The sequence below is a fragment of the Fodinibacter luteus genome (genome assembly GCF_039541575.1).
GTDB lineage: Bacteria > Actinomycetota > Actinomycetes > Actinomycetales > Dermatophilaceae > Fodinibacter > Fodinibacter luteus.
In genome coordinates this window covers 31318-50966 of sequence record NZ_BAABGM010000007.1, presented here as the reverse complement: position 1 = coordinate 50966, position 19649 = coordinate 31318, and the positions used below count along the sequence as shown (strand labels likewise).

General features: G+C 75.7%; 15 protein-coding genes. 5 read left to right on the top strand and 10 right to left on the bottom strand.

The window, feature by feature from the left end; translation table 11 throughout:
* Window positions 1–2: 2 nt before the first annotated feature.
* The 5 genes from ABD899_RS05230 to ABD899_RS05210 form a co-directional block, all read right to left on the bottom strand.
* A complete protein-coding gene (locus tag ABD899_RS05230) occupies window positions 3–341 on the bottom strand; it encodes a P-II family nitrogen regulator (protein WP_345203137.1) in 339 nt (112 codons plus the stop codon).
* Complete coding sequence (locus tag ABD899_RS05225; protein WP_345203135.1) at window positions 338–1747, bottom strand: ammonium transporter; 1410 nt, start codon at window positions 1745–1747, stop codon at window positions 338–340. Before ABD899_RS05225 ends, ABD899_RS05230 begins: the two co-directional genes overlap by 4 nt.
* Window positions 1748–2086: 339 nt before the next feature.
* Window positions 2087–3310 carry a signal recognition particle-docking protein FtsY gene (gene ftsY, locus ABD899_RS05220; protein ID WP_345203131.1) on the bottom strand — a complete coding sequence of 408 codons (1224 nt, stop codon included), beginning with the start codon at window positions 3308–3310 and terminating at the stop codon, window positions 2087–2089.
* Between the two features lie 108 nt (window positions 3311–3418).
* Window positions 3419–5371, bottom strand: a complete 1953-nt coding sequence (locus ABD899_RS05215) for a M13 family metallopeptidase (protein ID WP_345203128.1) — start codon at window positions 5369–5371, stop codon at window positions 3419–3421.
* 4 nt (window positions 5372–5375) lie between these two features.
* Window positions 5376–5615 carry a hypothetical protein gene (locus ABD899_RS05210; RefSeq protein ID WP_345203125.1) on the bottom strand — a complete coding sequence of 80 codons (240 nt, stop codon included), beginning with the start codon at window positions 5613–5615 and terminating at the stop codon, window positions 5376–5378.
* Window positions 5616–5687: 72 nt separating this feature from the next.
* Here ABD899_RS05210 and lepB point away from each other — a divergent pair, with 72 nt between their 5' ends.
* Complete coding sequence (lepB, locus tag ABD899_RS05205) at window positions 5688–6398, top strand: signal peptidase I (RefSeq protein WP_345203123.1); 711 nt, start codon at window positions 5688–5690, stop codon at window positions 6396–6398.
* 65 nt (window positions 6399–6463) lie between these two features.
* On the opposite strand, the gene smc is transcribed toward lepB, so the two are convergent.
* The 3 genes from smc to ABD899_RS05190 form a co-directional block, all read right to left on the bottom strand.
* Window positions 6464–10036 (bottom strand): chromosome segregation protein SMC, encoded by a 3573-nt coding sequence (smc, locus tag ABD899_RS05200; protein ID WP_345203120.1) that lies wholly within the window; start codon window positions 10034–10036, stop codon window positions 6464–6466.
* A 63-nt stretch (window positions 10037–10099) separates the two neighbouring features.
* A complete protein-coding gene (locus ABD899_RS05195) occupies window positions 10100–10525 on the bottom strand; it encodes a chorismate mutase (protein ID WP_425474938.1) in 426 nt (141 codons plus the stop codon).
* Between the two features lie 56 nt (window positions 10526–10581).
* Window positions 10582–10890: an acylphosphatase gene (locus tag ABD899_RS05190; protein ID WP_345203118.1), complete on the bottom strand. Its 309-nt coding sequence runs from the start codon at window positions 10888–10890 to the stop codon at window positions 10582–10584.
* Window positions 10891–10961: 71 nt separating this feature from the next.
* Here ABD899_RS05190 and ABD899_RS05185 point away from each other — a divergent pair, with 71 nt between their 5' ends.
* The 4 genes from ABD899_RS05185 to ABD899_RS05170 all read left to right on the top strand — a co-directional run bounded on the left by ABD899_RS05185 (window position 10962) and on the right by ABD899_RS05170 (window position 17990).
* Window positions 10962–12959 (top strand): acyltransferase family protein, encoded by a 1998-nt coding sequence (locus tag ABD899_RS05185; RefSeq protein WP_345203115.1) that lies wholly within the window; start codon window positions 10962–10964, stop codon window positions 12957–12959.
* Between the two features lie 34 nt (window positions 12960–12993).
* Window positions 12994–15996, top strand: a complete 3003-nt coding sequence (locus tag ABD899_RS05180) for a helix-turn-helix transcriptional regulator (protein ID WP_345203112.1) — start codon at window positions 12994–12996, stop codon at window positions 15994–15996.
* Between the two features lie 207 nt (window positions 15997–16203).
* Window positions 16204–17625 (top strand): FAD-binding oxidoreductase, encoded by a 1422-nt coding sequence (locus tag ABD899_RS05175; RefSeq protein WP_345203110.1) that lies wholly within the window; start codon window positions 16204–16206, stop codon window positions 17623–17625.
* The gene (locus tag ABD899_RS05170) at window positions 17622–17990 is read left to right on the top strand and encodes a cupin domain-containing protein (RefSeq protein WP_345203107.1); all 369 of its coding nucleotides are present in this window, start codon (window positions 17622–17624) and stop codon (window positions 17988–17990) included. Before ABD899_RS05175 ends, ABD899_RS05170 begins: the two co-directional genes overlap by 4 nt.
* Before the next feature lie 24 nt (window positions 17991–18014).
* Here the strand turns inward: ABD899_RS05170 and mutM are convergent, their stop codons facing one another.
* Both mutM and rnc read right to left on the bottom strand, forming a co-directional pair.
* Window positions 18015–18887: a bifunctional DNA-formamidopyrimidine glycosylase/DNA-(apurinic or apyrimidinic site) lyase gene (gene mutM, locus ABD899_RS05165; protein WP_345203104.1), complete on the bottom strand. Its 873-nt coding sequence runs from the start codon at window positions 18885–18887 to the stop codon at window positions 18015–18017.
* A complete protein-coding gene (gene rnc / locus ABD899_RS05160) occupies window positions 18880–19641 on the bottom strand; it encodes a ribonuclease III (protein ID WP_345203102.1) in 762 nt (253 codons plus the stop codon). Before rnc ends, mutM begins: the two co-directional genes overlap by 8 nt.
* Between the last annotated feature and the right edge of the window lie 8 nt (window positions 19642–19649).

Sequence of the window (19649 nt, the reverse complement as noted above, 5' to 3'; positions counted from 1 at the left end):
GCTCAGATCGCCTCGACGCCGCGCTCCCCGGTGCGGACCCGGGCGACGTCCTCGACGGGGACGACCCAGATCTTGCCGTCACCGATCCGGCCGGTCTGCGCGGCCTTGAGGATGACGTCGACGACGGAGGTGGCGTCCATGTCGTCGACGAGGACCTCGACGCGGCTCTTCGGGACGAAGTCGACGGTGTACTCCGCACCGCGGTAGACCTCGCTGTGCCCGCGCTGGCGACCGTAGCCGTGGGCCTCGCTGATGGTCATGCCCTGGATGCCGAAGGCCTCGAGGGCCTCCTTCACCTCGTCGAGCTGGTGGGGCTTGATGATGGCGGTGACGAGCTTCATGAGGTGGCTCCTTCGAGGTTCTTCGAGGTGTCGCCCGTGCGCGACCCGGCGGGGCCACCGGTGCCACCGGGGCCCATCCGACCACCCACGGAGACGAGGTCGTAGGCCGACTCGGCGTGCTCGGACTGGTCGATGCCGGCGACCTCGACGTCCTCGGGGACGCGCCAGCCCATGGTCGCCTTGAGGGCCAGGGCGATGGCGAGCGTGACGACGCCGGAGACGACGAGCGCCGCGAGCGCGACGAGGACCTGCACGATGAGCTGGTCGACCCCGCCACCGTAGAACAGCCCGGTGGAGGTGGCGAGCAGGCCGGCACCGATGGTGCCCCAGAGGCCGGCGACGAGGTGGACGCCGACGACGTCGAGCGAGTCGTCGTAGCCGAGCCGGAACTTCAGGCCGACCGCGAGGGCCGCGAGGCCACCGGCGACGACCCCGAGGACGATCGAGCCGAGCGGGCTGAGCGCCCCACAGGCCGGGGTGATCGCGACGAGGCCGGCGACGACGCCCGAGGCGGCACCCACCGAGGTGGCGTGGCCGTCGCGCAGCTTCTCCACGAGCAGCCAGCCCATCATCGCGGCGCAGGTCGCGACCGTCGTGTTGACCCACACGAGGGCGGCGGTCTCGTCGGCGGCGAGCTCGGAGCCGGCGTTGAAGCCGAACCAGCCGAACCACAGCAGCCCGGCGCCGATCATCGTGAGCGGGACGTTGTGCGGGCGCATGGCGACCTTGCCGAAGCCGAGGCGGGTGCCGACGACGAGGGCGAGGACGAGCCCGGCCATGCCGGCGTTGATGTGGACGACGGTGCCACCGGCGAAGTCGATCGGGGCGACGTTGGCCGCGCCGTCGGTCGCGCCGAGGACGAGAGCGGACAGGCTGGACTCGGCGCCGGACAGCAGACCACCGCCCCAGACCATGTGGGCGATCGGGAAGTAGGCGAAGGTGACCCACAGGGCCGAGAAGACGAGCCAGGTCGAGAACTTCACCCGGTCGGCCACGGCGCCGCTGATGAGGGCGACGGTGATGACGGCGAAGGTCAGCTGGAAGCCGACGAACGCGAGCTCTGGGACGTTCCCGTAGCCCTCGTAGCCGAAGGGGTTGACGATCGCGTCGGTGTTCGCCAGGCCGAACTTCTCGAACGGGTTGGCGATGATCCCGGCGACGTCCTGGCTGCCGAAGGACATCGAGTAGCCGTAGAGGACGTAGATGATCCCGACGACGCCCATGGCGCCGAACGACATCATCATCATGTTGAGGACGGACTTGGTCCGGGTCATGCCGCCGTAGAACAGCGCCAGGCCGGGGGTCGTCATGAGGAGGACGAGGGAGGCGCAGAGGATGAGGAACGCGGTGGCCGCGTAGTCGACGGTCTCTGCTGCCTCCACGAGGGGCATCAGTGGTGTGCTCATGGCGACAACGCTGACGGTGCGGGGTTTCGCCTCCCGCAGCGTTGTGTTTCCGCGGTGTTGCATCGTGGCGGCCGGTGTAAGCATCGGGTTTCGGTCGACCGCTGGTCCCGCATCGTGAGACCGGCGCCTTCCGCAGGTGCTCGAACCGCGTGGGATGCCGGGCGCGCGGCTGGGTGAGCGGCTCGGGGTGCGAGCGACCCCACGAACAGGCAGTGGGCGGGGTGCAGGCCCGCGGCCCGCACGCCCCAGCGGAGGGCGCCCGTCGTCCGACGCGCACTGCCTGTTCGACGGTGCACCCCACCCGGGCCTCGCCGGGATGCCGCCCGCCCGGCGGGGAGATCAGTCGAGGATCGCGTCGACGAACGCCTCGGGGTCGAAGGGGGCGAGGTCGTCGGGCCCCTCCCCGAGTCCGACGAGCTTGACGGGGACCCCGAGCTCGCGCTGCACCGCGACGACGATGCCGCCCTTCGCGGTGCCGTCGAGCTTGGTGAGCACGATGCCGGTGATGCCGACGACCTGCGAGAAGACCTCCGCCTGGCGCATGCCGTTCTGTCCGGTCGTGGCGTCGAGGACGAGGAGCACCTCGTCGACCGGGCTCTGCTTCTCGATGACCCGCTTGACCTTGCCGAGCTCGTCCATGAGCCCGACCTTGTTCTGCAGGCGCCCGGCCGTGTCGACGAGGACGACGTCGGCCTCCATCTCCGCGGCCGCCCGCACGGCGTCGAAGGCGACGGCGGCGGGGTCGGCGCCGTCGCGGTCGGAGCGGACCGTCGGCACGCCGACGCGCTCGCCCCACGTCTGGAGCTGGTCGGCGGCCGCCGCGCGGAAGGTGTCGGCCGCCCCGAGGACGACGTCCTTGTCCTCGGCGACGAGCACCCGGGCCAGCTTGCCCACCGTCGTCGTCTTGCCCGTGCCGTTGACGCCGACGACGAGCACGCAGGCCGGCCGGCCGTCGACCCGGGACGAGACGACCGAGCGGTCCATCGTCGGGTCGACGAGGGTGAGGAGCTCCTCGCGCAGCCACCCCCGCACCGTCGCCTCGTCGGTCGTGCCCTCGACGGCCACCTTCGTGCGCAGGGCATCGACGAGGTCGGTCGTCGCGGCGACGCCGAGGTCGGCGGCGAGGAGGGTGTCCTCGACCTCCTCCCACGCGGCCTCGTCGAGCCGCCCGCCGGACAGCAGGGCGAGCAGCCCCTTGCCGAGCGCCGTGTTCGAGCGGGCGAGCCGGGCCCGCAGCCGCCGCAGCCGGCCGGCCGGTGCCTCGGGCCGCTCGATCGTGGGGACGGGCGCCGGCGCCGGGGGCACGGCCTCGAGCTCGGGCTCGACGACCGACGGCTCGAGGACGTCGGTCGACCCGGGCCGCTCGAGCGTGCCGATCGCCCCCTCGGGTGCGGCGTCGACGTCGACCGCCGGCCCGCCCGGGGCGCTGCTCGGCGGGGTCGGCGGCAGCTCCTTGGTCCGGCCGCCCCGCCCGCGCATCAGGCCGAGGGCGATGCCCCCGACGACGACGATGATGCCGACGGCGACGGCGAGGTACTCCCACAGGGTGTCGATGGCGCTCACCCGCTCATCCTCGCAGCCGACCCGACGGCACCCAAACCGGCGCGACGGCATCCGGGGGGAACGGCGTCCGGCGCCGCGCCCGGCAGGCGCCAGCGGGCAGCGACGCGGTCAGAAGATGCGAACCCGGTGCTGCGGGTCGACCCACATGCCGTCACCCGGGGCGACGTCGAAGGCCTCGTGGAACTCGGTGAGGTTGCGCACCGCGTTGGCACGCAGGTCCATCGGGCTGTGGGGGTCGAGGGCGAGCAGCCGCTCCGCCTCGGCCCGACGGGCGGCCCCGCGCCAGACCTGGGCCCAGCCGACGAAGAACCGCTGGTCGCCGGTGCGGCCGTCGATGACCGGCGCGGGGTCGCCGCCGAGCGAGATGCGGTAGGCGAGGTGCCCGATGGTCAGCCCACCGAGGTCGCCGATGTTCTCGCCGACGGTGAGCGCACCGTTGACCTTGTGGCCCGGGGCGTCGCGCGTCTCGAGCTCGTCGAACTGGGTGACGAGGGCGTCGGCGAGCGCCTGGAACGCCGCCCGGTCCTCGTCGGTCCACCAGTTGCGCAGCGTGCCGGTGCCGTCGAACTGCGAGCCCTGGTCGTCGAAGCCGTGGCCGATCTCGTGCCCGATGACCGCCCCGATGCCGCCGTAGTTGACGGCGGCGTCGGCCTCGACGTCGAAGAACGGCGGCTGGAGGATCGCCGCGGGGAAGACGATCTCGTTGAGGCCGGGGTTGTAGTAGGCGTTGACCGTCTGCGGGGTCATGAACCACTCGTCGCGGTCGACCGGCCCGCCGAGCTTGGCCAGCTGGCGGTCGACCTCGAACGCGACGGCCCGCCGCACGTTGCCGAGCAGGTCGCCGGGGACGATCTCGAGGGCGGTGTAGTCGCGCCACTGCTGCGGGTAGCCGATCTTCGGCGTGAACTGGCCGAGCTTGGTCAGGGCCTCGCGCCGGGTGTCGTCGCCCATCCAGGGCACCTCGCTCAGGCTGCGGCGGAACGCCTCGACGAGGTTGCCGACGAGCTCGACCATGGCGTCCTTGGCGTGCGGCGGGAAGTGGCGCTCGACGTAGAGCTGGCCCACGGCCTCGCCGAGGGACTCCTCGACGAGCCCCACCCCGCGCTTCCACCGCTCGCGCATCTCGGGCACACCGGACAGGGTGCGCCCGTAGAAGTCGAAGTTCTCCTCGACGAACGCCGCCGACAGGTAGGGCGCGTGCGCGTGGACGACGTGCCACGCGAGCCAGTCGCGCCACGTCGCGACCGGCTCCTCGGCGAGGGCGGCCGCGACCGAGCGGACGTGGTCGGGCTGGCGCACGACGACGGCGTCGAACGCCGCGGGGGTCGCGCCGAGCCCGGCGAGGTAGGCCTCCCAGTCGACGCCGGGACCCATCTCGGCGAGCCCGGCGAGGTCGACGAGGGTGTACGTCTTGACCGGGTCGCGGTTGGTCACCTTGTCCCAGTGCCCGGCAGCCAGCCGCGTCTCGAGCGCCATGACCCGGGCAGCCGCGCCGGCGGGGTCCGGCCAGGAGGCGAGGGCCAGCATCCGCTCGACGTGCGCGACGTATGCCGTGCGCTTGTCGGCGTGCTGCTCCTCGCGGTAGTACGACTCGTCGGGGAGCCCGAGGCCCGCCTGCTCGAGGTAGACGACGTACCGGTCGGGGTCGCGGTCGTCGGTGTTGACGAACGGCAGGACGAGGCCGAGGATGCCGGCGCGCCCGAAGGTGCCCGTCGCCGCGACGACGTCGGCCGGGCCGGAGACGGCCGCGACCCGCTCGAGGTCGGCGGCGAGCGGTGCGGCGCCGAGGGCCTCGACGGTCTCCTCGTCCATGAAGCAGGAGTACAGGTCGCCGACCTTCGCGGCCACCGTGCCCGGTTCGGGCGAGCCGGCGGCGACCTCCTCGATGATCTCGCGAACGTGGGCCTCGGCCGTCTCGCGCAGGATGTCGAACGTGCCGTAGCGGCCGCGGTCGGGGGGGATCGGCGTAGACGCGACCCAGCGGCCGTTGACGTGCGCGAACAGGTCGTCCTGCGGCCGGACCGCGGGGTCGACGGCGGCGGGGTCGATGCCGGAGCGCACGGGCTCAGCGGTGGGTCGCGACGGCGGCGTCGAGCGGGCCCGAGCCCTCGGGCACCGGTCGGCGCCCGGCGGCGGCGTCGTCGCGCCGGCCGGGCAGCTGGCGCTCGCGGATCGAGCCGATGACCTCCTCGCCGCGCTCGCTCAGCACGTCGCGTCCCTCGCGGCGGGCCGGGACGGCGACGAGGGCCATGACGGTGAGGGCGAGTCCGACGCAGAGGAGCAGGCCGAGCACGACGGAGATCATGTCCCAACCGTCGCAGAGGCACCACCGGGCGACCAAATCGACACTCCCGGCGCGCCTGACTAGGGTGGCGCCGTGACTGCCGCCGCGCCCGCGTCGGACGGGGCGCCGCCGCGCCGTCGCCGCCGACTGCCGATGTTCTCCGAGGTGCTCATCGCGCTCGTGGCGGTGGCGCTCGTCCAGGCCTTCCTCGTCAAGCCCTTCGGCGTCCCGTCGCAGTCGATGGAGAACACCCTCCACATCGGGGACCGGATCCTCGTCAACCGGCTCGACGACGACGTCGCCCGGGGTGACGTCGTCGTCTTCGGGCACGGCGAGACGTGGCAGGCCACGGAGCTGCCCCCCGCCGACAACGTCGTCGTGCGCGTCCTGCGCGGGTTCGGCGACCTCACCGGCATCGGGCCGAGCAGCACCGCCTACACCGTCAAGCGGGTCGTCGGCCTGCCCGGGCACCGGGTCGCGTGCTGCAGCGCCGACGGCGCGGTGACCGTCGACGGCGAGCCGCTCGACGAGCCGTACGTCTTCGAGGACCTGCCGTTCACCCCCGGCGTGCTCGACTGCACGACGACGCCGCGCTCGAGCCGGTGCTTCCCCGAGATCACCGTGCCGAGCGAGAACCTCCTCGTGCTCGGCGACCACCGCTCGCAGTCGGCCGACTCGGTCATCGGCTGCCGGGGGGCGACCGAGGGGCCCGAGTGCGTCCGCCTCGTGCCTGGGGAGCGGGTCATCGGGCCCGTCGTCCTGCGGTTCTGGCCGCTCGGCGACGTCGGGCCCCTGCCCGGCTGACGGGGGGCGGGCAGCGCACGGGGCGGCACGGCATCCGGGGGGATGCCGTGCGGATGCCGTGCGGCTCAGGCGGTCGCGGCGACGTCGCGGATGCGCTGCGAGACGACCGTCGTCACGCCGTCGCCGCGCATCGAGACGCCGTAGAGCGCGTCGGCGACCTCCATGGTGCGCTTCTGGTGCGTGATGACGATGAGCTGGCTGGAGTCGCGCAGCTCCTCGAAGAGGGTGATGAGGCGGCCGAGGTTGGTGTCGTCGAGCGCCGCTTCGACCTCGTCCATGATGTAGAACGGGCTCGGGCGGGCCTTGAAGATGGCGACGAGCAGGGCGACGGCCACGAGCGAGCGCTCGCCGCCGGACAGCAGCGAGAGCCGCTTGACCTTCTTGCCCGGCGGGCGGGCCTCGACCTCGATGCCGGTCGACAGCATGTCGTCGGGGTCGGTGAGCACGAGCCGCCCCTCGCCACCGGGGAAGAGCCGCTCGAAGACCCTGCCGAACTGCTCCTCGGTGTCGCGGAAGGCCTCGGAGAACACCTGCTCGACGCGCTCGTCGACCTCCTTGACGATGTCGAGCAGGTCGCGCTTGGAGCGCTTGAGGTCCTCGAGCTGGGTCGTGAGGAAGGTGTGCCGCTCCTCGAGGGCGGCGAACTCCTCGAGGGCGAGCGGGTTGACCCGGCCCAGTGCCTGCAGCCCGCGCTCGGCCCGGCGCAGGCGCTTCTCCTGCTCCTCGCGCACGTACGGCCCGGGCTCCGGCGCGGCGGCGGGGTCGTCCCCGGGGGCGAGGACGTGCGGCACCTCGCGGTGCGGGCCGAACTCCTCGACGAGCACCTCGGGGTCGATGCCGAGCTCCTCGAGCGCACGGGCCTGGAGCTGCTCGATGCGGGCCACCTGGCGGGCCCGGGCCACCTCGTCGCGGTGCGCGGAGTCGGTGAGGTCGCGCAGCTCGTCCTGGACGCGGGTCAGCTCCTCGCGCAGCGCCACGGCCGCCACGTCGCGCTCGCCGCGCTCGGCCTCGGCCGCGTCGCGCAGCGTCGTCGCCCGCGCGAGGGCGCCGGCGACCCGCCCGACCGCGTAGGAGGCCGCCGCGTGCACCGCCTCGGCGACCGTCGCCTCGCGGCGCCGCCGCTCACGACGCTCCCGCAGCCGCTCCCGGGCCGCGAGCTCGTTGCGGGCCGCCCCGTCGAGCGAGTCGGCCCGGCCCTTGAGCGAGCGGGCCCGCTCCTCCCGGGTGCGCAGCGCGAGCCGCAGCTCGGTCTCGGCGGTGCGGGCGCGGCTCGCCTCGAGCTCGAGGCGGTCGCGCTCGTCGGTCGAGGGCTCCTCGGCCTCCTCGGCGGGCGCGGCCTCCGCCTCGGCGAGCCGGGCCTCGAGGGCCCCGAGCTCGACCCGGTCCTCCTCGAGGGTCTCGCGGGCGGTCGCGACGGCCCGCTCGGTGCGGTCGGCCTCGGCGGTCGCGGTGCGCACGGCGGCCCCGAGGCCGCCGAGCCGTTCGGCGACCGCGGCCATCCGGGCGTCGGACTCGTGGAGGGCGCCGAGCGCGGCCTCGACCTCGGCGCCGACCTCGCGGGCCCGCTCGCGCGCCGCGACGAGCGCGAAGCGGGTGCGCTCGACGCTCGCGGCCGCCGTCTCGAGGGTCGCCCGGGAGTCGTCGAGGGCGGCCTGGAGCTCGAGCAGGCTCTCGCCGGCGCTGCTGCCGCCGCGGGCCCAGCCGGGTCCGAAGACGTCGCCGTCGGGGGTGACGGCCGTGATGCCGGCCTGCCGGTCGACGAGGGCGACGGCGTGGGCCGCGGTGGCGACGAGCGCGACGCGGTCGAGCAGCTGCTCGAGCGCCGGGCGCACGTCGTCGGGTGCGCGCACGACGTCGCGTGCCCACACGGCGCCGTCATCGAGCACCGGCCAGGATGCCGGGTCGGTCGGGGACGCCGTCGCGCCGACGAGGAGGGCGGCGCGACCCCCGTCGCCCTCGCGCAGCGACCCGATGGCGCGCGCGGCGTGCTCGGCGGTGGGGACGGCCAGGGCCTCCGAGGCCCAGCCGAGGGCCGCGGCGACGGCTGCCTCGTGCCCGCCGCTCACGTGGAGCAGCGAGGCGACCGTGCCGACGACCCCGTGCTCGTCGTCGGCCGCGGCGAGCAGGGTGGCGGCGCCGTCCTTGCGGCGCAGGCTCAGCTCGAGGGCCTCGATGCGGGCGGCGGTCGACGAACGGTCGCGCTCCGCCTCCCGCTCGGTGGCCACGAGCGCCTCGATCCGCGCCTCGACCTCGGAGAGGAGGGCCGCGGCGGACTCGTAGGCCTCGTCGAGGCCCTCCTCGCCCTCCTCCTCGACGGCGACCCCGCCCTCGAGGCGGGAGTACTCCTGCTCGGCCTCGGCGGCCCGGGCCCGCGCGGCGGCGACGGTCTCCTCGAGGCGCCCGATCTCGGCCTCCCCCGCCTCGATCCGGCTGCGGCGGGCGGCCACCTGGCCGGCGAGGCGGGCGAGCCCCTCCCGGCGGTCGGCGGCGGCCCGCGCGAGCCGGGCGAGCCGGGCCTGCTCGGCGGCGTACGCGGCCTCGAGCTGCTCCCGGCGGGCGACGGCGGCGGCGAGCTCGCCGGTCGTGGCCGCGACCTCCTCGAGCAGCGCGCGTTCGGCCTCCCGGGCCCGCTCGGCCTGGGCGCGCAGCTCGTCGGGGTCGCGACCCGAGGTGGTCTCGTGCTCCTCGTCCTGGGAGAGCAGGCGCACCCGCTCGGCGGCGACCGACCCCGTGGACTCGAGCCGGTCGCGCAGGCTCTGCAGCCGCACGAACCGCTCCTGGGCGCGGCCGAGCTCGGGTGCGGCCTCGGCGGAGCGGCGCTCGACGTCGGCGAGGCGGGTACGCACCTCGGCGAGGGCGTCCTCGACGGCGGTCCGGCGCTCGATGAGGGCGGTCTCGTCGGCGACCTCCTGCTCGAGGACGGCGGTCAGCTGGACGAGGTCGTCGGCGAGCAGCCGCAGGCGCGCGTCGCGGGCCTCGGCCTGGATGACGGCGGCGCGCCGGGCGGCCTCGGCCTGGCGGCCGAGCGGGCCGAGCTGGCGGCGGATCTCGCCCGTGAGGTCCTGGACGCGGGTGAGGTTGGCCCCCATCGTCTCGAGCTTGCGCAGCGCCCGCTCCTTGCGCCGCCGGTGCTTGAGGACCCCGGCCGCCTCCTCGATGAACCCGCGGCGCTCCTCGGGGGTGGCCCGCAGGACGGTGTCGAGCTGCCCCTGCCCGACGATGACGTGCATCTCACGGCCCAGGCCCGAGTCCGAGAGCAGCTCCTGGACGTCGAGGAGCCGGCACGACGTGCCGTTGATCGCGTACTCGCTGCCCCCGCCGCGGAACATCGTGCGGGTGATCGTCACCTCGGTGTAGTCGATGGGCAGCGCGCCGTCGGTGTTGTCGATCGTCAGGCTGACCTCGGCGCGGCCGAGCGGCGGGCGCCCGGCCGTGCCGGCGAAGATGACGTCCTCCATCTTGCCGCCCCGCAGGGACTTCGCCCCCTGCTCCCCCATGACCCACGCGAGCGCGTCGACGACGTTGGACTTGCCCGACCCGTTGGGCCCGACGACGCAGGTGATGCCCGGCTCGAGGCGCAGCGTCGTCGCCGAGGCGAAGGACTTGAACCCCCTGAGGGTCAGCGTCTTGAGGTACACGGTGGTGTCAGCAGCTCTCGTCGGCGGTCCCGGCCGGCGGCCCCGGCCGGATGCCGCCCGACTCTACCCGCGCGGGGGTGTGCCCCCGGGGACGTCGACGGGCCCGGTGGTGCATGTGACCGGTGGGGCGGACGGTGCCGGTGTGGCTGCCGGCTCCCCCGCCGTCGGTGCCGCGCCGGGCTCGACCGACGCGAGCGCCTCGTGGTGGCGGATGACCTCCGCGATGACGAAGGTGATGAACTTCTCGGCGAACTGCGGGTCGAGACCCGCCTCGTGGGCCAGGCCCCGCAGCCGGGCGATCTGGCGCTCCTCCCGGGCCGGGTCGGCGGGCGGCAGCCCGACGGCCGCCTTGAGCTCCCCGACCTGCTGGGTCGCCTTGAAGCGCTCCGCGAGCAGGTGGACGAGGGCGGCGTCGATGTTGTCGATGCTCGACCGCAGCCGCGCGAGGTCCGGGGGGATGTCGCTCACGCCGTCATCGTAGGAAGCCACGGCACCCGCGTCAGGTCGCCGTCCACCCCCCGGATGCCGTCCGGGCGGGCCGCGCTTCAGCGCTCGCGGAAGCCCCCGTCCCCGCGCGGGTCGCCCCACAGCGGCGACGACACGCCGTCGACCCGCCCCGGGCGACCCGTCGTCGACGGCCTCTCGTGGAGCAGCGCGAGCAGCGCCGAGAGCGCCTGCTCACCGCCCTCGGCGACGACCTCGACCCGGCCGTCGGCGGTGTTGCGGGCGTGCCCGACGAGGCCGAGCTCGAGGGCGCGGGCGCGGGCCCACCAGCGGAAGCCGACGCCCTGGACGTGCCCGCGCACGAACACCGTCATCCGCCGCACGCCCGCGTCGTCGGACCGCTCCACCATGGGCCGATCGTAGGACCCGCCGCCGAGCGCGCCTCCGTCACACCGGCACCACCAGCCCCTACCGTGGCGGGATGAGCACGGTGCAGGCTCAGGGCGCGGTGGGGCGGCAGGCACCACCGCCCCGGCCCCGCGCCGGCCGCGACCCGTCCCTGCCGTCCTCGGGCGGCACCCCGGAGCGCCTCGCCGGCCTCGACGGCCTGCGCGCGCTCGCCATCGTCGCCGTGCTGCTCTTCCACCTCGACCCGTCGTGGCTGCCCGGCGGCTTCCTCGGCGTCGACGTCTTCTTCGTCGTCTCCGGCTTCCTCATCACGACGCTGCTCGTCCGCGAGCGCGTCACGACCGGCCGCCTCGACCTGCCCGCGTTCTGGACCCGGCGCGCCCGGCGGCTGCTCCCCGCGCTCCTCGTCTGCGTCCCGGCCTCCGTGCTGCTCGCCCGCCTGTCCGAGGGCGACCTGCTCGTCGGCATCGAGCGGCAGGTGACCGGCGCCCTGACCTTCACCTCGAACTGGCTCGAGATCGCCGCGGGCTCCGACTACTTCGCGGCGACGTCCCCGCAGCTGCTCATGAACCTGTGGTCGCTCGCGGTCGAGGAGCAGTTCTACCTCGTGTGGCCCCCCGCCGTGCTCCTCCTGCTCGCCGTCGCCCGTCGACCCGAGGCCCGGGCCGGGGCCGCCCTCCTCCTCGCGGCGGGCTCGTCGGTGCTCATGGCCGTGCACCTCGACCCCGAGAGCCCGACCCGGGCGTACTACGGCACCGACACCCACGTCATGGGGCTCATGCTCGGCGCGGCCCTGGCCTTCGCGTACGCCGCACCGCACCGGGCCTGGACGCGGACCCCGTGGTGGGGAGCGCACCGGCGCCACGTCGGCGCGGGGGCGCTCGCCACGCTCGCGGCGCTCCTCGTCCTCGCCGGCGAGGACTCGGCGTGGACCTTCCGCGGGGGCATCCTGCTCGCCTCCCTCGCGACGACCGCCCTCGTGCTCGTCGTCGTCGAGCGGCCCGGCCGGGTGCGCGCCCTCCTCGAGCTGCCGGCGGTGCGCTGGCTCGGCGCCCGCAGCTACGGCATCTACCTCTGGCACTGGCCGGTCCTCCTCGTCGTCGGCCAGGACCTCCCCGTCGCACCCGGCGGCGCCTCCTACCTGCTGACCCGCGCGTGGTGCGTCCTCGTGACGCTCGCCGTCGCCGACCTGTCCTACCGCTTCGTCGAGATGCCGGTGCGGCGCCGTGGCTTCGCCGGTGCCGGCCGGGAGCTGCTGCGGCGGCTGCGCGCCCTCGGGACGCGAGGCGCCCGCGTCGTCTGGTCGGTCGTCCTCCTCCTCGTCGTCGCAGTCGTCGCGGTCCTGCTCACCGCGCCCGACCGCACCTCGACCGAGCGGCTCATCACGGCCACCGAGGCGGGGCTCGCCGACGAGGCGGCACCCGGTCCGACGCCCACGGCACCCACGGCATCCACGGCATCCACGGCATCCGGCGAACCCACGGGGGCGGCCGGACCGGCGGCGCCCAGCCCGGCGCCCACCGCGGCGCCGGCGGAGGTCGACTGGAGCATGCCCGCCGGCTCGGAGGTCGACGCCTTCGGCGACTCGATGATGGTCGGCTCGAGCCACGCCCTGCGCTACCACCTCCCGAAGATCCGGATGGACGCGAAGTCCAACCGGAAGTGGTCCGACGCCCCGGCCCTCGTCGCGGCCCGTGGCGACGGGCTGCGCCGGGCCGTCGTGCTCGCGTTCGGCACGAACGCCGGCACCGACGTCCCCGCCCTGGAGGAGACCCTCGCGGCCATCGGGCCCGACCGGATGGTCGTCGTCGTCACCGTCCACGGACGCTACGCCCGGGCGGAGCGCGACAACGCCGCACTGCGCGAGGCGGTCGAGGGCCTGCCGAACGTGCGCCTCGCCGACTGGGACGCCGCTCTCGCCGGCACGAGCGGGCAGCTGCAGCCGGACGGCATCCACCCGAGCCTGAAGGGCTCGCACCTGTACGCGAAGACGGTGCGCTCCGCGTTCGCGGAGCTCTCGGAGGCCCGCACGGGCCGGCCGGTCGAGCTCGAGGACCGGCCCGCGCCCTGACCGCTCCCCGGCCGTCGTGGTGCATCATGCAGGCATGTCCGGCTCCGGTCCCGCAGCGCTCGTGGGTCGTGAGGCGGAGGTGGGGGTCCTGCGAGCGGCGGTGGCGGCCGCGTCGGCCGGCGAGGCGTGCGCGGTGCTCCTCGCCGGCGAGGCCGGCGTCGGGAAGACGCGGCTCGTCCGGGCGCTGCGCGAGCAGGTCGTGCCGGCCGATGCCCTCGTGCTCGGCGCGCAGTGCGTCGACGTCGGCGATCCCGGCCTGCCCTACCTCGTGGTGACCGACCTGCTGCGCGCGGTCCGGACCCGCGGCGAGGGTGACCCCGCCGTCGCGGCAGCGCTCGGGCGGGCCGCGGTGCTGACCGGACTCGACGACCCCCGTGGCGCGCGCGGGCCGGTGGACGCGCCGGGCGACGACGGGTCGACCCGGCTGCGGGTCCTCGACGCCGCCACGACCCTGCTCGCCGACCTCGGTCGGCTCGCCGGGCCCGTCGTCGTCACGGTCGAGGACCTCCAGTGGGTCGACGCGTCGTCCGCGGCGTTCCTCACCTTCCTCATCGGCCGGTCCACGACGCAGCGGCTCCTCGTCGTGGCGACGGTACGCACGGACGGGCTGGCCGCCCACCCGCGGGCCCGCGCGCTCGTCGGCGAGCTCGGGCGTCTGCCGACCGTGCGACGACTCGACCTCGAGCCCTTCGACGAGGGCGAGGTCGCGCGCTACCTCGACCTCGTCGGGGTGGCCGCTTCGGGCGACCCCGACCGGCCCGACCCCGACCGGGTGGGGACGGCCGGGCGCGTCGCCGCCGAGGTCTTCCGCCGCACCGGGGGCAACCCGTACTTCGTGACCACCCTCGCCGCCGACGTGGCCCGCACCGGCGGCCTCGGCGACGGCGTCCCCCGCGGGCTCGCCGACGTGCTCGTCGGCCGGCTCGAGCGGCTGCCCGACCCGGTGCGCACGGTCGTGCGCTGCGCGTCGGTGGGCACCCAGCCGGTGCCCGACCGGGTCCTGCGCCGGGCGGCCGGGGTCGGTGCCGCCCTGGACGAGGCGTCCCTCGACGACGCCCTGCGCCTCGCGGTGGCCGAGGGCCTGCTCGTCCCGGCCGGTGCCGGCTACGCCTTCCCCCACGACCTGCTCCGGGCCGCGGTCCACGACGACCTCCTCCCGGGCGAACGCGCCCGGCTCCACGCGGCGTACGCATCCGCGTTGGGGTCCGGCGCCGCCGGCGCTCCGGTACCCGCCGCGGTGGCCCACCACGCCGTCGAGGCCGGGGACCCGGCCACGGTGCTCGTGTGGTCGGTGCGGGCGGCCGAGGACGCGATGCGGCTCCCCGCCCCGCACGAGGCCCTCGAGCACCTCGGGCGAGCGCTCTCGGCGTGGCCGACGGCCGGCGACGAGGCCCGCGCCGGCCTGACGGAGGGGCGCCTCGCGGTGCGGGCCTCCCGAGCCGCGGGACTCGCCGGCGAGCCGGGGCGGGCCGTCGAGCTGGGGCGGCGGGCGGTCGCCCTGTGCGACGCGGAGGGTGACGCCCCGGGTGGCGTCGAGGCGCGGGCCGAGCTGGCCCGTCGGCTCGTCGAGGTCGACGCCACCGACGAGGCGGTGGGCCCCGCCGAGGATGCCGTGCACCTCGCCGAGGAGGGTGGGGTCGAGGCACCCCTCGCGGCCCTCGCCGAGGTCGTGCTCGCCCGCTCGCTGCTCGGGGCCCGTCGCCCCGCCGAGGCCCGCCCGAGGGCCGAGGCCGCGCTCGAGGCAGCCCGGGCCGCGGCGGTTCCGGGCCTGGAGGCCGACGCCGTGACGACGCTCGCCTTCCTCGACGAGATCGCCGGCGACCGGGCTGCGGCCGCCGTGCGCCTCGGCACCGCGCTGCGCCTGGCCCGGACCGCGAGGGAACCCCTCGCGGAGCTGCGCGCCCACTACGCGCTCGCCTCGCTGCGCTACTACAACGGCGACGTCACGGCATCCCTGCCGGTGCTGCGCACGGCGATGGCCCGGGTGGCCGAGAGCGGCCTGCGGTGGAGCGGGCCCGGCGTCGAGATCCGGGTGCTCCACGCGGTCGTGCGATACGTCTCCGGCGACCTCGAGGGCAGCCTTCGGGCCACCGAGGCCCCGGAGGGCCCCCCGCCCGACGTGGCCGCGGCCCGCCTCGCGGCGGTCGGGTGCTACGCCGCGGTGGCCGGTGGGTCGCCGGACGCGAGGCGTCGGGTGGCCGGGCTGCGGGGCAGCTGGGACGCCGACCCGCAGGTCGCCCTCGTCGCCGGTGGGTGCGAGGCCGACCTCCTGACCTGGGAGGGCGACCCCGAGGCCGCCGTCGAGGTCGTGGAGCGCGCCCAGACCCACCTCGACGCCGTGGCCGGCGAGGGCGCGTACGGCGGGCTGTGGCTGTCGGCGCTCGCGCTCGCCGCGCTGGCCGACCTCGCGTCGACGTGCCGCAGGCGCCGGGACGTCGCGGGCGCCGACGACGCGGTACGGCGGGCCGGGCTCCTGCGCGAGCGGGTCGAGCGCATCGCGTCCGGCGGCCACGGTCGCCCCGGCGACCTCGGGCCCGAGGGGCGCGCCTGGTACGTCCGTGCCCTGGCCGAGCATGCCCGCGCGCTCGACCGGCCCGCCGTCGAGGAGTGGGAGCGCGCGCTCGAGGCGTTCGGCTACGGTCACGTCCCCGAGCAGGCCCGCTGCCACTGGCGGCTGGCGGCGGCCCTCGTCCACGCCGGGGACCGCGACGGCGCCCGGGCCCACGCCCGGGAGGCCGCCGCGACGGCCGCACGGATCGGGGCCGCCCCGCTCGAGCGGGCGGTCGGCGCCCTGGTGAGCCGGGAGCGCCTCGCCGCCCCCGGGGCCGCCCTCGACGCGGTGCTCACCGAGCGCGAGCGGGAGGTGCTCGCCCTCGTCGCCGAGGGCCTGACGAACCGCGAGATCGGCGCCCGGCTGTTCATCAGCGCCAAGACGGCCAGCGTCCACCTGAGCAACCTCATGGCGAAGCTCAACGTGTCGAGCCGCACCGAGGCCGTCACCGTCGCCCAGCGGCGCGGCCTGCTCGACGTCGTGTGAGCCGACCGCCCAGACGCCGGGCACCACGGGATCCCGAGCGGGGGCACCTCCCCGCGCGGAGGTCGGCCGCGGATGCCGGGCACACGGCATCCTGCGCCCCTCACCTCCACGGACTGGGTGAATGCCTCATGTGCCGGGGCCCTCCTCAGACCCACAGTCGAAGGACGAGCCGGTCCGCACCCCGCGGCGGCGACAGGAGGAGACGAGATGCACACGACAGGCTCACGCGAGCGGCTGGCCCGCGAGGTGGTCGGAGCGGTCCTCGACGGCGACGCCCCGGCGACCGCCGCCGAGGTGTCCGGGTTCAACACGGCTGTCACCCACCGCCCGGCGCTCGTCGTCGCGGCCGAGGGTGCCGGTGACGTCGCGGCGGCCGTCCGCCACGCCCGCGAGGTCGGCATCCCGGTCGCCGTCCAGGCGACCGGCCACGGCGCGGCCGACCCCGTCGACGGGGCGGTGCTCGTCACGACCGCCCGGATGCGGGGCGTCACGGTCGACCCGCACTCCCGCACAGCGCGGGTGGAGGCCGGGGCCCGGTGGCGCTCGGTCATCGACGCGGCCGTACCCCACGGGCTCGCACCCCTGTCCGGCTCCTCGTCCGGGGTCGGTGTCGTCGGCTACACCCTCGGCGGCGGGATGGGCCACCTCGCCCGGCGCCACGGCTTCGCCGCCGACCACGTGCGGGCCGTCGAGCTCGTCACCGCCGACGGCACGCTGCGCCGCGTCACCGCGGAGTCCGACCCCGAGCTGTTCTGGGCGGTGCGCGGCGGCCAGGCCCGGTTCGGCATCGCGACCGCGGTCGAGTTCGGGCTCGTCCCCGTGCCCGAGTTCTTCGGCGGGGCGGTGCTGTTCGGGCCGGGCGACGTCGAGCGCGTGCTGCGCGCCTGGGCGGAGTGGGCCCCAGCCATGCCCGAGGACGTCACGACGTCGGTCGCCGTGCTCCGGCTCCCACCCCTCGACTCGGTCCCGCCGCCCCTGCGCGGGGTGGTGAGCCTGGCCCTGCGGTTCGGGCTCGCCGGGCCGCCCGCGCGTGGCGAGGCGCTGCTCGCGCCGATGCGCGCCGTCGCGCCGGCGCTGCTCGACACGGTCGGGCCGATGTCGTACGCCGCGGTCGACGGCATCCACATGGACCCCACCGAGCCGATGCCCGCCGTCATGCGCGGCGGCATCCTGCACTCCCTCCCACCGGCGGCCCTCGACGCCCTCCTCGGCGTGGCCGGCCCGGACGTCGACATCCCGCTCGCCATGGTCGAGCTGCGGCTCATGGGCGGCGCCCTCGCGCGTCCCGCCGCGGTGCCCAACGCGGTCGCCGGGCGCGAGGGGGCGTTCTCGCTGTCGGTCGTCGCACCCGCGCCGCCACCGCTGCGCGACGTCGCTCCCGTCGTGACGCACGGGGTGCTGCGCACCCTCGAGCCGTGGTCACCGGGGACGACGCTCGTCAACTTCGGCGGCCACGGCGGCGAGCAGGCCCTGAGCCGCGCGTGGACTCCCGACGTCCTCGAGCGGTTGCGCCGGGTCAAGGCCGCCGTCGACCCGCACGACACGTTCGGGGGCGCACTCGGTTCCGCGGCCGGCTCCTTGGCCGGCGCCGAGGTCGGCGCCGAGCTCGTCAGCGGCGGTGCGCGATGACCCGGCCGGTCGTCGTCACCGAACCGGGGCGGGGCCACCGGGTCGGGAACGTCGAGTTCCTCGCCCGCACGGACGACACCCCGTTCTTCAACCTCGGGATCGTCGTCCTCGCGCCGGGGCAGGGGGTGCCCGGCCACGTCCACGACGACGAGGACGACTCGTTCCTCGTCCTCGACGGCACGCTCTCGGTGACCCTCGGAGAGGACGGGAGACGGGTCGAGGCCGGCCCGGGCGTCTTCGTGCTCGTCCCGGCCGGGACGCGGCACGCGATCGCCAACGAGGGCACGACGGACGTGCGGCTGCTCAACGTCCACGCCCCCGGGGGCTTCGACCGCCGGATCGGCCTGCCCCCCGAACCTGGGTGAAGACCACCGTCTGGACGACGGTCCTCACCCACGTTCGCGGGGCGTCAGCCGGCGGCGCGGCCGGGGCTGGCACCGGGGGCACGAGAAGGACGACCGGTTCATGAACTGCTCCCGCCGGATGGGGGTGCCGCACCGCCGGCACGGCCGCCCCGCCTGCCCGTAGGCGGCGAGCGAGCGGTCGAAGTAGCCGGAGGCCCCGTTGACGTTGACGTAGAGCGCGTCGAAGCTCGTGCCGCCCTCGTCGAGCGCCTCGCGCATGACCTGCGCGGCGTGGTCGAGCAGCCGGCCGATCCGTGGCCCGGTCAGGGTGCTCGCCACCCGCTCGCCGTGCACCCCGGCCCGCCACAGCGCCTCGTCGGCGTAGATGTTGCCGATCCCCGACGCGACCGTCTGGTCGAGCAGCACCCGCTTGACGGCACTGTCCCTCGCCTTGACCCGTCGGACGACCGCCGGCCGGTCGAAGGCCGCCTCGAGCAGGTCGGGGGCGATGTGGGCGATCGTCGTCGGCACGCCGCCCTCGCCGAGGTCGGCCAGGGCCAGCCCGCCGAAGGTGCGCTGGTCGACGAAGCGCAGCTCGGGGCCGTCGTCGGTGAAGCGGAACCGCGCGTGGAGGTGCTTCTCGCGGGGGGCGTCGGCGTCCTCGACGAGGAGCTGGCCGCTCATCCCGAGGTGGACGAGGAGCCCGAGCGAGTCACCGAGGTCGAGCCAGAGGTACTTGCCGCGCCGCCGGACGTCGGCGACGCGGCGCCCGGCGAGGCGGTCGCGCAGGTCCTGCGGCCCTGCGACGTGCCGGCGGGCCACCCGGTGGCCGTCGAGCTCGACGTCGGCCACGGTGCGGCCAAGGACGTGCTCGGCGAGGCCGCGGCGCACGACCTCGACCTCCGGCAGCTCAGGCACCGGCCTCCTCGGGCGGCACGGCTCCCTCGTGGCGGTCGCGGAGCGTCGCCCAGGCGAGGGCGGCGGCCTCCTGCTCGGCCACCTTCTTCGTGCGGCCCGCCCCGCGGCCGAGCACGTCGCCGCCGACGTGGACCTCGGCCTCGAACCACTTCGCGTGCTCGGGGCCGTCCTCGGTGACGGAGTACTCGGGGGCGCCCAGCGCGTGACGCGCCGTGATCTCCTGCAGGCTCGTCTTCCAGTCCAGGCCGGCCCCGAGGGTGGCCGACTGGGCGATGAGCGGGTCGACGAGGTGGTGCACGAGCCGCCCGGCGGCCTCGATGCCGCCCGAGCTGTAGACGGCGCCGATGACGGCCTCGACCGTGTCGGCGAGGATGGAGTCCTTGTCGCGGCCCCCGGTGGACTCCTCACCGCGCCCGAGGTAGACGTAGTCGCCGAGGCCGAGGGTGCGCCCGACGTCGGCGAGCGCGCGCATGTTGACGACGGCCGCGCGGAGCTTCGCGAGCTGGCCCTCGCTCGTGTCGGGGTGGGTGTCGTAGAGGGACGTCGTCACGACGAGCCCGAGCACCGAGTCGCCGAGGAACTCGAGCCGCTCGTTGTGCGGCAGCCCGCCCGCCTCGTAGGCGTAGGAGCGGTGGGTCAGGGCGCGCTGGAGCACCGCCGCGTCGACCGGGCCACCGGTCACCTCGACGAGGTGCTCGAGCAGCTCGGTGACGGGTCGCAGCGGTGTGAGCGCACCAGCCGACCCCCTCCCCATGGGGAAGC

Bases quoted from the DNA above. Each gene is read 5' to 3' on its own strand.
- ABD899_RS05230 (WP_345203137.1), bottom strand. From the start codon at position 341: ATGAAGCTCGTCACCGCCATCATCAAGCCCCACCAGCTCGACGAGGTG.
- ABD899_RS05225 (WP_345203135.1), bottom strand. From the start codon at position 1,747: ATGAGCACACCACTGATGCCCCTCGTGGAGGCAGCAGAGACCGTCGAC.
- ABD899_RS05210 (WP_345203125.1), bottom strand. From the start codon at position 5,615: ATGATCTCCGTCGTGCTCGGCCTGCTCCTCTGCGTCGGACTCGCCCTC.
- ABD899_RS05190 (WP_345203118.1), bottom strand. From the start codon at position 10,890: ATGGTGGAGCGGTCCGACGACGCGGGCGTGCGGCGGATGACGGTGTTC.
- ABD899_RS05185 (WP_345203115.1), top strand. From the start codon at position 10,962: ATGAGCACGGTGCAGGCTCAGGGCGCGGTGGGGCGGCAGGCACCACCG.
- ABD899_RS05180 (WP_345203112.1), top strand. From the start codon at position 12,994: ATGTCCGGCTCCGGTCCCGCAGCGCTCGTGGGTCGTGAGGCGGAGGTG.
- ABD899_RS05175 (WP_345203110.1), top strand. From the start codon at position 16,204: ATGCACACGACAGGCTCACGCGAGCGGCTGGCCCGCGAGGTGGTCGGA.
- ABD899_RS05170 (WP_345203107.1), top strand. From the start codon at position 17,622: ATGACCCGGCCGGTCGTCGTCACCGAACCGGGGCGGGGCCACCGGGTC.
- rnc (WP_345203102.1), bottom strand. From the start codon at position 19,641: ATGGGGAGGGGGTCGGCTGGTGCGCTCACACCGCTGCGACCCGTCACC.